Source organism: Chitinophaga sancti (assembly GCF_034424315.1).
Classification (GTDB): Bacteria; Bacteroidota; Bacteroidia; order Chitinophagales; family Chitinophagaceae; genus Chitinophaga; species Chitinophaga sancti.
Genome location: NZ_CP139972.1, coordinates 3,690,481 through 3,703,685, shown reverse-complemented (window position 1 = coordinate 3,703,685; position 13,205 = coordinate 3,690,481). Strand labels below are relative to the sequence as shown.

The following is a 13,205-nucleotide window of genomic DNA, read 5'->3' as shown; positions in this document are numbered from 1 at the left end:
GCAAGCCTTCCATTCGAAAGAGTGGATGGCTTATCTTTGATCTATGGCTAAGAAACGCGCACCAATTCCAGTCAATCCAATGGCGAATCAATTCGGTTCCGGTATTGCCATGGAAAAATTATTAGTGGAAAAGTTAAACCCAAAAGAAAAAGAAGAAGCAGGAAGAGCACATCGTGAAGATGGCCATTCCTTCTTCCTCCTTGAAAAAGGCAAAGTCACCATCGAGATCGACTTTGAAAAGATCCATATCAAACCCGCCAGCCTCATATATCTCCATCCTAACCAGGTGCATCGCATCACCACATTCGAAAATGTAGCCGTCTGCGTTTGGTCGATCAACAATGAATACCTCCATCCCGAATACCTGGAAATACTGGAAGAACTCACACCCGCCAGACCAATACTCCTAAAGAAAGAAACCGTTTCCCTGCTTTCTGATGCAGTAGCCTTAGGCATGCGATTCATGGAAAGACAAGAAGATAAACTATTTCACGCAAGCATCAAAGATAGCTGCAATGCATTGGTGGCATTATCCATTTCGCAATTCCTGGACCAAAATCAATCAAGCCTCAAAGGCGGAAGATTTGAAACAGTTACAAAGTCTTTCAGGACTTTATTAGAACGCAACTACATCCAGGATAAACGTCCGGCAGCCTACGCAAAAAAACTTAATATCTCCATTCCTTATCTGAATGAATGTGTCAGGCATACAACCGGGTTTTCCGTATCTCATCATATTCAGCAACGCGTAATCCTCGAAGCAAAACGATTACTCGTTCATTCCGACCAGGCCATTAAAGAGATTGCAACCACATTAGGCTACGACGACTATCCTTATTTCTCCAGGCTCTTTACCAAAGTAACCGGAAAAACACCCATGGCCTTCCGGAACAAAAACCTCGATTAGTACAAGTATTACTTCGTATAGACCTTATTTGAAAGAACTACTTGCTTTTACTTTGTAAAAAAAAATAAAGTGAAAAAAGTACTCGTCTCGGGAGCCAGCATCGCTGGCCTGGCCACCGCCTACTGGATGGATCAGTTAGGCTATAAAGTAACAGTTGTAGAAGTGGCTCCTGCACCCCGTACGGGAGGCACAGCCGTAGATCTTCGCCTTGGTACAATTGATATTCTCAAACGCATGGAGATCTATGATCAGGTAAAGTCAAACGCCCTGAATCTTGAATTGATAGAATTTAAAAATGCAGCTGACGAAACAGTTGGCTCCTTTGCCCAGAAAAGGTACGACAGCGATGAAGAGATCGAAATAGAACGTACCATATTAGTAGATGTTTTGTACAATGTCTTAAAAGATAAAGTAAACTTCCTTTTCGACAACAGCATTACTGCACTACAAGAAACTTCCGGTAACATCACCGCTACATTCAAAGACGCTTCTCAAGTTACATTCGACCTTGTCCTGGGCTGTGATGGAACACATTCCAATGTCAGGAAGATCTGGTTCGGCCCTGAATCAGACTATGCACATTTCCTGAATGCTTATTTCTCCATCTCGATAGTAGAAAAATCACTGGTAGCCCCAAACACCGTGAATTTCTATAATACTCCCGGCAAGGCCTATATGCTGAATGCCTACAAGAACAAAACCGATGTTATCTTTTGCTTTGCAGCAGATGATGAAATGGAATATGATTATCGGGATGTAACGCAACAGCGAAATATCATCCTGGAGCAGTTTAAGGGCCAGCAATGGCGAACAGGAGAATTATTAACCGAGGTCGCCAACTCAGATAACTTCTACTTCGATAAATTCTGCCAGATCAAAATGCCTTCCTGGAAAAAAGGTAGGGTCGCACTCGTAGGTGATGCCGCCTATTGTGCATCTCCTGCTGCCGGCATGGGCGGATCATTGGCCCTGGATGGTGCTGCTGCCCTCGCAGATGCATTAAAAGTTCACGGGGAGAATTATATGCTAGCATTCCAGGACTACGAAAATAACCTGCGCCCATTTATAGAAGGCGTGCAGGCAGAAGCCGAAATAAATGCAAGAGAAAAGTTCATTCCCCGAACCCAGGAGGCCATCGATAAAAGAAATATGGACGGATTTTAGCAGCCCTGCAAATTTCCCCTTACCAGATAATATTATATATTAATTTAATTGTTATCTTGCTTGAAAATAACAACTTTAAAGGGGCAAATTTGCATTGTAGCTAAACTACCTATCTATGAAAAAACTGTACATCCTGCTGATGGCCATAGGCCTATATTCCTGTAGTGCAACCAATCACGTTTACATCAGCGTGTTACAACCATCACCAGTTACACTTCCTCCGAACATGAAAGAAGTGGGGATCATCAACAGGAGTCTGGTATCTGAAAAAAATAAAGTACTGGATATAGTGGATAAAGTGATGACGCTGGAGGGAGATAGCCTGGACGCACAGGCATCGCAGGCAGGTATCATCGGACTAGCCGATGAGTTGATCAAAAACAAACGATTTACAAACGTAACTGCTTATTATAATCTCAATTTACGTAGCAATGTACCAGGGCAGTTTCCAGCGGCACTTAGCTGGGATCTTGTAGATCAGATCTGCAGGGAGAAGCATGTAGATGCTTTGTTCTCACTGGAATTATTTGACACGGATGCTAAGATCAGTTATTCAACAGTGCCGGTTGCCATCAAAACACCATTAGGTAACATTCCCGGAGTAGAGCACCATGCCTCCATGTTCACCACCGTGAAAACCGGATGGCGCATTTACGATCCTGTACAAAGGCTGATCCTGGATGAATACGCTATGTCCCGCAACATTACCTTATCCGGTAGAGGGATCAATCCTGTTGCCGCAGCAGGTGCCATCATCAATAGAAAAGAGGCTGTGAAAGATGTAAGCAGAAAAGTAGGGCAGGATTATGCATACAGGCTATTACCTTATTGGATTAAAGTCACCAGGGATTATTACGTAAAGGGTAGCGACAATTTTAGCACCGCAAAGCGTAAAGCGCAAACGGGCAACTGGAATGGTGCTGCTGAATTATGGAAGAAAGAAACCAATGCGTCAAACAGTACTATTGCGGGTCGTGCCTGTTATAACATGGCCATCATTTGTGAAATAAACGGGCAATTAGATCTTGCAATTGAGTGGGCACAGAAAGCCTACGAAAACTATAATAATAAACTCGCACTGCAATATGTGAACATATTAAAGCAGCGAAAAGAAAGTAATAAGCTGCTGACCTATCAGCAGGAAAATTAGTAGAACTCATTTCATAATTGCCAGTTAAGTATGGATTATCAATTATAAATCCCTATTTATGAAATGGGTTCTGGAAAGAGGTTATACCAAAAGTAAAATTACCGGATTTAATTCAGGTAACTGATGGAGCGAATTTTGTTGATGAAAATGCGCTATGCCTTCAAATTACTTTTGATATAACCTCTTTTATTTTTAAAAACCATAAATACCACCAGATGCAGCAAGCGTCTCACCCGTGATCCAGGCTGCATCATCAGAAGCCAGGAACACAGCAACCTTTGCAATATCTTCAGGCTGGCCCATACGACCAAGCGGCGTATTGGCAATTAATTTCTTCTCAAAATCACTACCTGTAATTCCAGAACTACGTGTACCTTCAGTTTCAACAGAACCCGGTAACAGTGAATTGATCCGCACATTTTTCACCCCGAGTTCCTTTGACAGTGCAATCGTGATCGCATCTAAGGCAGCCTTCGATGCAGAATATACAGAACCTGTCAGCATCGGCATTCTTGCTGCACCAGAACTCACATTGATGATATTACCGCCCTTGTCACCAAATAACTTCAACGCGGCCTGTATTGCAAGAATAGATCCCCATACATTCGTATTGAATTGTTGATGAAATGACTCAGCAGTAACCTGCTCAATGGGTAAGTATTCATAAATACCTGCATTATTTACCAATACATCCAGACCGCCGAATGCCTGCTGTGTTGCATCGAACAATCTGTTGATATCCGCCTCCTTTGCTACATCCGCCTGCACAGCAATGGCAGTACCTCCGTTGTCAGTAATGGCTTTTACCACCACATCTGCGCCTTCTTTGCTGGATGCATAATTGACAACAACCTTTGCACCTTCTGCTGCAAAATACTTTGCAATAGATGCTCCTATTCCTTTCGATGCGCCTGTAACTATTGCTACCTTGTTCTTCAGTTTCATATTTTCAGATTTGAGATACAAAATTAGGGGAGCCGTGTTTATTTTGGTAATTTTGTAACGAAAAGTAACTGTAACCTGGAGGTAACAAAGTAACATATGGAGTGCAAAAATTTTGAACAGAATTACAAGAAAGAGATGAGAGCGGTCCAGGATTCAATGGACGTATTAAGCGGGAAATGGAAAATAAGTATCCTATCATCTATCTGCTTTTACAGCAAGAGAAGGTTCTCTGATATATTATCTGATATAGAAGGTATCTCCAACAAAATGCTGAGTAAGGAATTGAAAGAACTGGAACTGAACAAGCTGATCAAAAGAACCGTTATGGATACACAACCTGTAACGGTGCTATACGAACTGACAAAGCATGGTCTGTCATTAAAGACGATCATCGAAGAATTGACGGACTGGGGAATCAGGCACCGGAAAGAAATTACCGGGAGGTAAATACCTAAACCCATTTATCAAAGACCGCAATTTCCGGATTTTTCCTTCCTTGCCAGCCCACTAGTTTTGCACCTATGAACATATCAACACAAAACTGGCCTGATATCACAAAGGAATTACACGACAAAGGGTTTGTCCTTGTCAAAAACGTATTGGATAATCAGGAATGTGAAGCACTGATCGCAGACTACAATGCAGATAATACCTACCGCAAAACCATCAACATGGAGCGCTATCGTTTTGGTCAGGGAGAATACAAATATTTCCAATATCCCTTACCATCACTCATCACAACGCTAAGGGAAAGTATATACACCCTGATAGCTCCAGTTGCTAATCAATGGATGCAGGAATTAAACATTTCCAAAAGCTTCCCCCTGACACACGATGAAATGAAAACCCTTTGCAAGACCCATGGACAGGAAAAGCCCACTGTGCTGATCTTGAAATATGGAGAAGGAGGATTCAATACATTGCATCAGGATCTTTATGGAGAAATTTATTTCCCTATGCAAATGGTGTTCATCCTTGATGAAGAATATACCGGTGGTGAGTTTGTAATCACAGAACAGGTTCCACGTGCGCAATCGAAAGCGAATGTATTAAAACCTGGTAAAGGTGACATGATCATCTTCACTACGAACTTTCGGCCTGTAAGAGGGAGCAAAGGTTTCTACCGCGTGAATATGAAGCATGGTGTCAGTACGGTTCACAGCGGCAGGCGGCATAGCCTGGGAATTATATTTCACGATGGACTATAAATGTTGAAATATAATGGTTGCGTGTGCATTGTGCTTGTCTGATGGAGGATAATTTACAATTTTATTGAATGCGGATAATCGTTTTTTTATTGAGTAAGGAGATTATATTTTTTTACAGCATGTTATTTTGATCCCCGGATAGCCTTTATGAATCTATGATTTTTTTCTAAAAAAATAGGCATACTTAAATTTGTAAATCAGTACCCGATGAAATAATTTACAGAATAATTGATGAATAGTTAATCCCAATTACTTTATGATAGTTATAAATTTCGAAGAGACTTTCGAGCCTGTAAGTATTGAAAATGATTTATCTCAAATGGTTTTCAATTCACCGCAGGTTGACGGTACAAATCAGCAAATTTTAGTAAGAATTGATCCACATCCTGATCCTTATTTACCAAAGGTGTATAATCTTGGATTTGGGCCTCCTGATAATAATGGAAATTTTCATGATGATAAACGGCTAAAACATGCTAACGTCAATAAGGTATTTTCTACAGTCTTGTTTCATGGACTTACCTTTTTGCTGGAAAACCCTGATTTGACTTTGGGAATTGATGGATCAGATGATGTCAGAGCAACTATGTATCATTTGATGTTTAAGTCAAACCGTAAATATTTAGACGGTTTTTTTGTAGGTATAGGCGTGGACTGGTATGTTCGGGTATTTAGAGATTGGACCTATGAGGTGGATCATAAGGGAAGCATTTGGGCAAAACCCAAACCCGAATTGTTTAATTATGAACGAACTCGTCATGATCTTTACCGGTATTATATGTTTCACTTAAACTAAAATTCAAAACCAATTTATTTAAGTACATTTAAAGTATGAAACAAAGTATTCAACAGAAAATTGAACAGTACAAGGCAATTGCCCGGAATCAGGGCAGTAATCATAAGTCTGTGCTATCTAAATCTGTTCGTATTGATGGTTTAGCACAGGTTATTCGATCTCAAAAGGACGCGGAAATCTTTATGGCTGAACTTAAAAGCGTTATTAAGCGGGCTCAATAATTTTTCATATAGGGTAGTTTTATGACTATCCTTTTTGTTTTTAATGGCCCATCCAATTTGTTCTTAACAAATCCAATCTCTCCCTGCCCACCATCACCAATTCCCTTTATCTATAATAATACGAAGAAAACAGTTTTGCCTGATTAACCAACAAGTATACCCTGCATTTACATTTTTATTAAGAACATGAAATTGTTATATACTAGAACTCACTTCATAAATAGGTATTTCCAGCTGATAATCAATACATAAATAGTAATTATGAAATGAATTCTAAGTAAAATAGTAATTTCAGCACATGAACGAGACCGAAATTCTAACTGCTTTTCACCTCAGAAGAGCACATTACGATACCTACCTTCGTGCAAACGATATTCACCTATATACCTGCCCGGGTTGCGGATTTCCTACCCTTCCCGAAAGAAATAGATTCGAAATCTGCGAAATCTGCGATTGGGAAGATGATGGCGAAGATGATCATGCAAATAGCATGATTACAGAAGTATCCCACCCACGAGGCGGCCCTAATGGCAACCTCTCCCTAAAAGATAACAGGATCAACATCGGTCGTATACTGGAAAGCCATATAGAATTGAAAGACGGCGAAGTTGATTTTGATACAGCAAGTGTATTAAAGACCATCGAATATTATCAACGACGAAAGGAAGATATCTCTAATAGAATGACCGGCGATGAAAGCGCCCAGGATCATATCCGGTTTGAATGGAAAGAGGTCAGGAACGATCTGCTGGCAGCGATGGTCGTACCAAAACTATGAGGCTGTAACAAAAGTAAATTGAAGGCATAGCGCATTTCATCAACAAAAATGCTCTCCATCAGGTACCTGAATTAAATCCGGATAATTTTACTTTAGATACAGCCTCATAATGATATTAACGCCATCCTAAACCAGGAGCAACATGCTCCAGTATAGACGACAGGATGTGTATATTGTAATCAACCCCCAGTGTATTAGGAATCGTCAGCAGCAGCGTATCAGCCTCCTGGATAGCCTCATCCTGCGCCAGCTCTTTAATGAGCTGATCCGGTTCGCCGGCATAGCTTCTTCCAAAAATAGCACGCTTCCCTTTCTCTATATTCCCAATTTTATCACCTCCCTTTGCATCCTGACCAAAGAAATATCTATCCTGGTCATTCATCAGTGCAAAAATAGACCGGCTCACAGAAACCCTCGGTTCACGCTGGTGCCCGGCCTTCTTCCACGCCTCTTTATACACCCTGATCTGCTCGGCCTGTTGAATGTGAAATGGTTTCCCACTTTCATCCATTTTCAAAGTAGAACTCTGCAAATGCATCCCTTTCTCCGCAGCCCATTCAGCCGTTGCATTAGAAGCTGCACCCCACCAGATGCGATCCCGCAATCCTTCAGAATGAGGTTCTAATCTTAATAAGCCCGGAGGGTTAGGAAACATAGGGAAGGGGTTGGGTTGTGCAAAACCAACACCTTTCAATTGATCCAAAAACTGCAGGGATTTTTTGCGCCCCATATCAGCATCTGTTTCTCCTTCCTCAGGTGCGTATCCAAAATAACGCCAGCCTTCAATCACCTGTTCTGGCGAGCCTCTGCTAATACCTAACTGTAACCGACCGCCGGAAATAATATCGGCAGCGCCGGCATCTTCCACCATATAAAGGGGATTCTCATAACGCATGTCAATCACCCCCGTTCCAATCTCTATCCTGCTGGTTTTGGCACCGATAGCAGCGAGTAAAGGAAATGGAGATGCTAACTGAGCTGCAAAATGATGTACCCGAAAATATGCACCATCTAACCCGATTTCTTCAGCAGCAACAGCCAGGTCAATAGATTGAAGCAAGGTGTCACTGGCGGTACGGGCCTGATAAGCGGGATGATTGGACCAATGTCCGAACGATAAAAATCCTATTTTCTTCATACGTCTCTTTTCGCTTGTAAAATAGCCATTGCAAAGATAGAGATTATATCATTGCTTAAAGAGCAACGTTGATTTTCATACTAATTGAATGTGCATAAAATCAAAGAGTGAATCTCTTGTCAACCGACAATGAAGGATGTTATAATCTAAGAATAGTAATCCGTGGAAAATGGAAGACATCCGGCCAGTATAAAACTTTTATAAACTTACCGAAGCAGTGCCCAGGCTATCACCGCAGCAGCTATCAGCAATATGATAGCCCATGTATAATTAGGTCCTGGCCTGGCTTGCTGCTGCAGCAGCTCATCTATCCCTGTGTTTTTACCACTCTCATAATGATCCAGGCGCTCTATATAGTCCTTGCTTTCGGCAAGACTTTCGCCCGTATGATCTCTGTATACTTTAATGGCTTCTATCTTATTACCCCGTAATAATATGCCTCTTAACTGATCATCAATATTTCCGGTAATAGGAGTCTTAGGTTTATCCAATTGATCCACAAAATCCTTGGCTTCTTTTAGTGAGCAATTGGCTGCCTTCTTCACCAATGCAACAGCCTGAACCTTTCCATTTTGTGATACCAAAACTTGTACCTCTGCTAATATGTCTGAAGGAATAATCATACTATTAAGTTACACAAAAGCGACCAATATCGCTAAATTTGCAGGTACCATATACTCATGAAACCCATAATAGCAGATCTCATCCTTGTATATCTTTCCTGCTACAACAACCACTACAAAAGAAGAAAAATCCGGCAGTAAATCCTGCAATCGGAAACAGAGAACGGCACCCTGGGGGTAGATAAAATGGCCTGATGAGAATGGAACGCTATTGATAAAACGCTATTATTTGTATTGATTTTGATCCTGCCTGTGTATGTTTACTTTCACCCAATGCCCTGATTTACTTAAAACTTGCACAATACAGGCCAGCTGATCGTTAGTTCCTCATAATCAGGATGGTCTAAAGTGAGTAAATCCTGTTCATCAACATAATATTATCATAACAAATTTCCTCCTCTTCACCCCTCAACCTCACTAAAATAGAACCATATCCTTGCGGAAATTGCAAAAACATGCAAAATTGACCTGAATTATTTTAATCTTGCGGCGAAAATCATAAACTAGAAAATTCCGGTTATTTAATTTTAACCCGCTAAAATTCCAAACGATAATTACAAAAATCTAAGATGATTAAATTCAACAGATTAAAAGGTCTCAGTGTACTAGCGTGTCTTATTTCCACCTGCCAGCTTCAGGCGCAGGAAAGAATAGCACCGGCATATCCACTTATTACTCACAATCCAAACTTTAGCATCTGGTCTAATACCGATGAGCTCAACAAGTCAACAACCACGCATTGGACGGGTGCCGATCACTCACTATTGGGCATGATCAGCGTAGATGGTAAAGTGTATCGTTTTTTGGGTAAAGAAGAAACAAGGTATAAAACCATCCTGGCTGCAGCAGATGAAACTCCTTACACAATGAGTTACACAGAAACCCAGCCGGATGCTAACTGGACTTCCCAGAACTACAAAACTGCTACCTGGAAATCAGGCCAGGCACCAATCGGGGATGATGAGAAGAATGTAAAAACCCTGTGGAAGTCAGACAACATCTGGGTAAGAAGAAATTTCACCATTCAAAATCCTGCCAGCATCAATGAGCTCTTGTTAAAGCTCAATCATGATGATAATGTAGAAGTTTACCTGAATGGTAGCAAGGTTTATGAAACCACTGGCTGGACGAACAGTTTCACCTACCTGCCATTGAATAAAAGTCTGCTGAAAACAGGCGTAAATACCATCGCCATTCACCTGGCAAATACCGCCGGCGGCCGTTACCTGGATTTTGGCCTGGTAGATAAACAAAAGGATGCTTCCGGAGAAACCCAGTTGGCGAAGCAAACAAAAGTTGACATTACTGCTACCAGCACTACCTATGCGTTTACAGCCGGTAATGTGGACCTGGAACTGAAATTCACCTCACCGCTTTTGCTGAATGATCTGAAATTATTATCCAGACCAGTCTCCTACATCACTTATGCTGTAAAAGCAAATGATGGGAAACAACATGCGGTGAAAGTACTGTTAGGTGCTTCTTCAGACATCGCAGTGTATCAACCCGCTCAGCAGGTAATTGCACAACGCTACGATAAAGGCACCCTGTCTGTCTTAAAGGTAGGAACCGTAGACCAGCCGGTACTGCAAAAAGGTGCTGATGATATGCGTATAGACTGGGGATATTTCTACGTAGCTGCTCCAAAGAATACAGGCGCTACCCAGTTCATTACAAAGGGTGCAGATGCTGTGGCTGCATTTAAAAAAGGAACCAATGTATCCTCAGCAACAAAAGGAAAATCCTTATCACTGAACACTGTCATTCCTTTTGGAACAGTCGGCAGCAAGCAGGTAGAACGCTTCGTAGAATTGGGATACGATGAAATTTTCGCAATCCAGTACTTCAATACAAATTTAAGACCCTGGTGGAATGCAGGTGGCAACGAAACCATCGATGGCCAGCTGACCAGTGCAGCTAATGAATATACCACCGTCATGCAGAAATGTACTGACATGGATAAAGAGGTATATGCGACAGCGTTAAAATCAGGCGGTACAGAATATGCGCATTTATGTGTACTGGCTTATCGTCAGAGTATTGCAGCACATACATTGGTAAAAAGCCCTGATGGCGAAATCCTGTGGTTGTCAAAGGAAAACAACAGTGGTGGCTTCATCAACACCGTAGATGTAACTTATCCTTCCGCACCGCTGTACCTGATCTACAATCCGGAACTGATGAAGGGAATGTTAACAGGTATATTCTATTTCAGCGAGTCAGGCAAATATCCACATCCATGGGCAGCACATGATCTGGGTACTTATCCAAAAGCAAATGGTCAGACCTATGGCGAACCAATGCCTGTAGAAGAATCAGGTAATATGATCATTCTCGTAGCTGCTATTACCAAAGCACAGGGTAATACAGACTATGCTAAGAAGCATTGGAAAACACTGACAACCTGGGTAGATTATCTCGTGAAAGACGGATTGGATCCTAAAACACAGTTATGTACAGATGATTTCGCAGGCCACCTGGCGCGTAATGCAAACTTGTCAGTAAAGGCGATCGTGGGTATTGGCTGTTATGCGCAACTGGCAGAGCAGTTAGGCGAACAGGAGACCGCTAAGAAGTATCGCGCAATCGCAGAAAGCATGGTGCCAAAATGGATAGAAATGGCAGATGCAGGAGATCACTATGCACTGACGTTTGATAATAAGAATACCTGGAGCCAGAAGTATAATTTAGTGTGGGATAAAGTATTAGATCTGAACCTGTTCCCTCAGAAGGTATATGATACAGAAACTAAATACTATCTCACCAAAATAAACAAATTCGGTATACCGCTGGATAGCCGTAAGACCTATACCAAGAATGACTGGATCGCATGGACAGCCACATTTGCGCCACAGAAAGAGCAGTTTGATGCTTTGATCAAACCGCTGTATGTACATGCATTAGAGACACCATCACGTGTACCACTGAACGATTTTTATGATTCAGAAACTGGTATCCGCGAAAACTTTAAGGGAAGAAGCGTAGTGGGTGGTTTCTATATGAAGGTATTAGCTGATAAATTACATAGTAAATAAGGACAGCTTAGGTCCTGCATAAGCATATTAACAACAGGTCTCTGCAGCAGCTATCAATCACGTATTGATAGCTGCTGTATTTAATTCCACAAGCAAAACAGATGAATAACAACACGCTTCCTACCAAACCTCATTACCAGATATTAGATGGATTACGTGGCGTGGCTGCAGTCATAGTAGTATGGTTTCATCTCTGCGAACCACATGCCAGCAGCCATCTTACACAGCATATCAATCACGGTTATCTTGCAGTTGACTTTTTCTTTTTACTCTCCGGTTATGTAATCGGTTACGCCTATGATGACCGGTGGAATCAACTCACCTTTGGTAGTTTTTTAAGACGTCGTATAGAAAGATTACAGCCACTTGTCATTCTCGGTATGACCCTGGGTGCAATTGGATTTTATTGGCAGGGATCAGCAATATGGCCGGATATACAAACCGTGCCAGTATGGAAAATGATGTTGGTGATGCTGATCGGTTACACCATATTGCCGGTACCTTTATCCATGGACATCCGTGGCTGGCAGGAGATGCACCCCTTAAACAGTGTGGGCTGGTCTTTGTTTTTCGAATACATCGCTAATATTTTGTACGCAATAGGAATCAGGAAATTCTCCAATAAGACATTAGGCATATTAGTCGCATTATCAGCGGCAGCGCTGGTATATTTCGCAGTCACGAATTCAAATGGCGATGTCACCGGTGGCTGGACATTATCGGTGGAGCAGGTGAAGGTCGGTATGACGCGGGTGATGTATCCGTTCTTTGCGGGTTTGTTATTATCAAGGCTGGGGAAGAAGATTCATATTAAACATGCATTCTTGTGGTGTTCAGTATTCGTAGCTGTATTGTTATTTATGCCTCGTATAGGTGGCGCGGATCATTTGTGGATGAATGGATTGTATGAGTCAATTTGTATCATCGTGTTATTCCCGGTTATCGTGATGATGGGTGCTGGTGGAGTGATGCATAGTGAGAGAGGGGCTAAGATTTGTAAGTTCCTTGGGGATTTATCTTATCCATTATACATGACGCATTATACCCTGGTTTATTTTTATGTGGGATGGGTGAGTGATCATAAAGGTATCACGCTTGCGGAATCATGGCCTTATGCGCTGAGTACGTTTTTAGGAGCGATCGTAGTGGCGTATGCGAGTTTGAAATTGTTTGATGAACCGGTGCGTGCATGGGTGCGTAAGAGGTTTAAATAGGAGCATTAGGAGGGGTTAATGTAGGG

Annotated in this window: 13 protein-coding genes; 10 read left to right on the top strand and 3 right to left on the bottom strand. The window is 41.8% G+C overall.

Annotated features, from left to right (window positions below; translation table 11 throughout):
* Positions 1-43: 43 nt before the first annotated feature.
* The 3 genes from U0033_RS14145 (at position 44) to U0033_RS14135 (ending at position 3,221) form a co-directional block, all read left to right on the top strand.
* Positions 44-907 (top strand): AraC family transcriptional regulator, encoded by an 864-nt coding sequence (locus tag U0033_RS14145; RefSeq protein ID WP_072362558.1) that lies wholly within the window; start codon positions 44-46, stop codon positions 905-907.
* A 69-nt stretch (positions 908-976) separates the two neighbouring features.
* On the top strand, positions 977-2,071 hold the full coding sequence (locus U0033_RS14140; RefSeq protein ID WP_072362557.1) for an FAD-dependent monooxygenase: 1,095 nt from the start codon (positions 977-979) through the stop codon (positions 2,069-2,071).
* Between the two features lie 115 nt (positions 2,072-2,186).
* The gene (locus tag U0033_RS14135; RefSeq protein WP_072362556.1) at positions 2,187-3,221 is read left to right on the top strand and encodes a DUF6340 family protein; all 1,035 of its coding nucleotides are present in this window, start codon (positions 2,187-2,189) and stop codon (positions 3,219-3,221) included.
* A 192-nt stretch (positions 3,222-3,413) separates the two neighbouring features.
* Here U0033_RS14135 and U0033_RS14130 read toward each other — a convergent pair whose 3' ends face one another.
* Positions 3,414-4,166, bottom strand: a complete 753-nt coding sequence (locus tag U0033_RS14130; protein ID WP_072362555.1) for an SDR family NAD(P)-dependent oxidoreductase — start codon at positions 4,164-4,166, stop codon at positions 3,414-3,416.
* Positions 4,167-4,262: 96 nt separating this feature from the next.
* Here U0033_RS14130 and U0033_RS14125 point away from each other — a divergent pair, with 96 nt between their 5' ends.
* The 5 genes from U0033_RS14125 (at position 4,263) to U0033_RS14105 (ending at position 7,169) form a co-directional block, all read left to right on the top strand.
* Positions 4,263-4,613 carry a winged helix-turn-helix transcriptional regulator gene (locus tag U0033_RS14125; protein WP_072362554.1) on the top strand — a complete coding sequence of 117 codons (351 nt, stop codon included), beginning with the start codon at positions 4,263-4,265 and terminating at the stop codon, positions 4,611-4,613.
* A gap of 74 nt (positions 4,614-4,687) precedes the next feature.
* Entirely contained in the window at positions 4,688-5,374 is a 687-nt protein-coding gene (locus U0033_RS14120; protein WP_072362553.1) for a 2OG-Fe(II) oxygenase, read from the top strand.
* A 256-nt stretch (positions 5,375-5,630) separates the two neighbouring features.
* Complete coding sequence (locus U0033_RS14115) at positions 5,631-6,170, top strand: DUF6934 family protein (protein ID WP_072362552.1); 540 nt, start codon at positions 5,631-5,633, stop codon at positions 6,168-6,170.
* Positions 6,171-6,205: 35 nt separating this feature from the next.
* The gene (locus U0033_RS14110; RefSeq protein ID WP_072362551.1) at positions 6,206-6,391 is read left to right on the top strand and encodes a hypothetical protein; all 186 of its coding nucleotides are present in this window, start codon (positions 6,206-6,208) and stop codon (positions 6,389-6,391) included.
* 298 nt (positions 6,392-6,689) lie between these two features.
* Positions 6,690-7,169: a CPCC family cysteine-rich protein gene (locus U0033_RS14105; protein WP_072362550.1), complete on the top strand. Its 480-nt coding sequence runs from the start codon at positions 6,690-6,692 to the stop codon at positions 7,167-7,169.
* Positions 7,170-7,284: 115 nt separating this feature from the next.
* Here U0033_RS14105 and U0033_RS14100 read toward each other — a convergent pair whose 3' ends face one another.
* Positions 7,285-8,307 carry an LLM class flavin-dependent oxidoreductase gene (locus U0033_RS14100; protein WP_072362549.1) on the bottom strand — a complete coding sequence of 341 codons (1,023 nt, stop codon included), beginning with the start codon at positions 8,305-8,307 and terminating at the stop codon, positions 7,285-7,287.
* 206 nt (positions 8,308-8,513) lie between these two features.
* The gene (locus U0033_RS14095) at positions 8,514-8,930 is read right to left on the bottom strand and encodes a hypothetical protein (RefSeq protein ID WP_072362548.1); all 417 of its coding nucleotides are present in this window, start codon (positions 8,928-8,930) and stop codon (positions 8,514-8,516) included.
* Between the two features lie 569 nt (positions 8,931-9,499).
* Here U0033_RS14095 and U0033_RS14090 point away from each other — a divergent pair.
* Both U0033_RS14090 and U0033_RS14085 read left to right on the top strand, forming a co-directional pair.
* Positions 9,500-11,965 (top strand): glutaminase family protein, encoded by a 2,466-nt coding sequence (locus U0033_RS14090; RefSeq protein ID WP_072362547.1) that lies wholly within the window; start codon positions 9,500-9,502, stop codon positions 11,963-11,965.
* Between the two features lie 101 nt (positions 11,966-12,066).
* Entirely contained in the window at positions 12,067-13,179 is a 1,113-nt protein-coding gene (locus tag U0033_RS14085) for an acyltransferase family protein (protein ID WP_072362546.1), read from the top strand.
* The last annotated feature ends 26 nt before the right edge of the window (positions 13,180-13,205 follow it).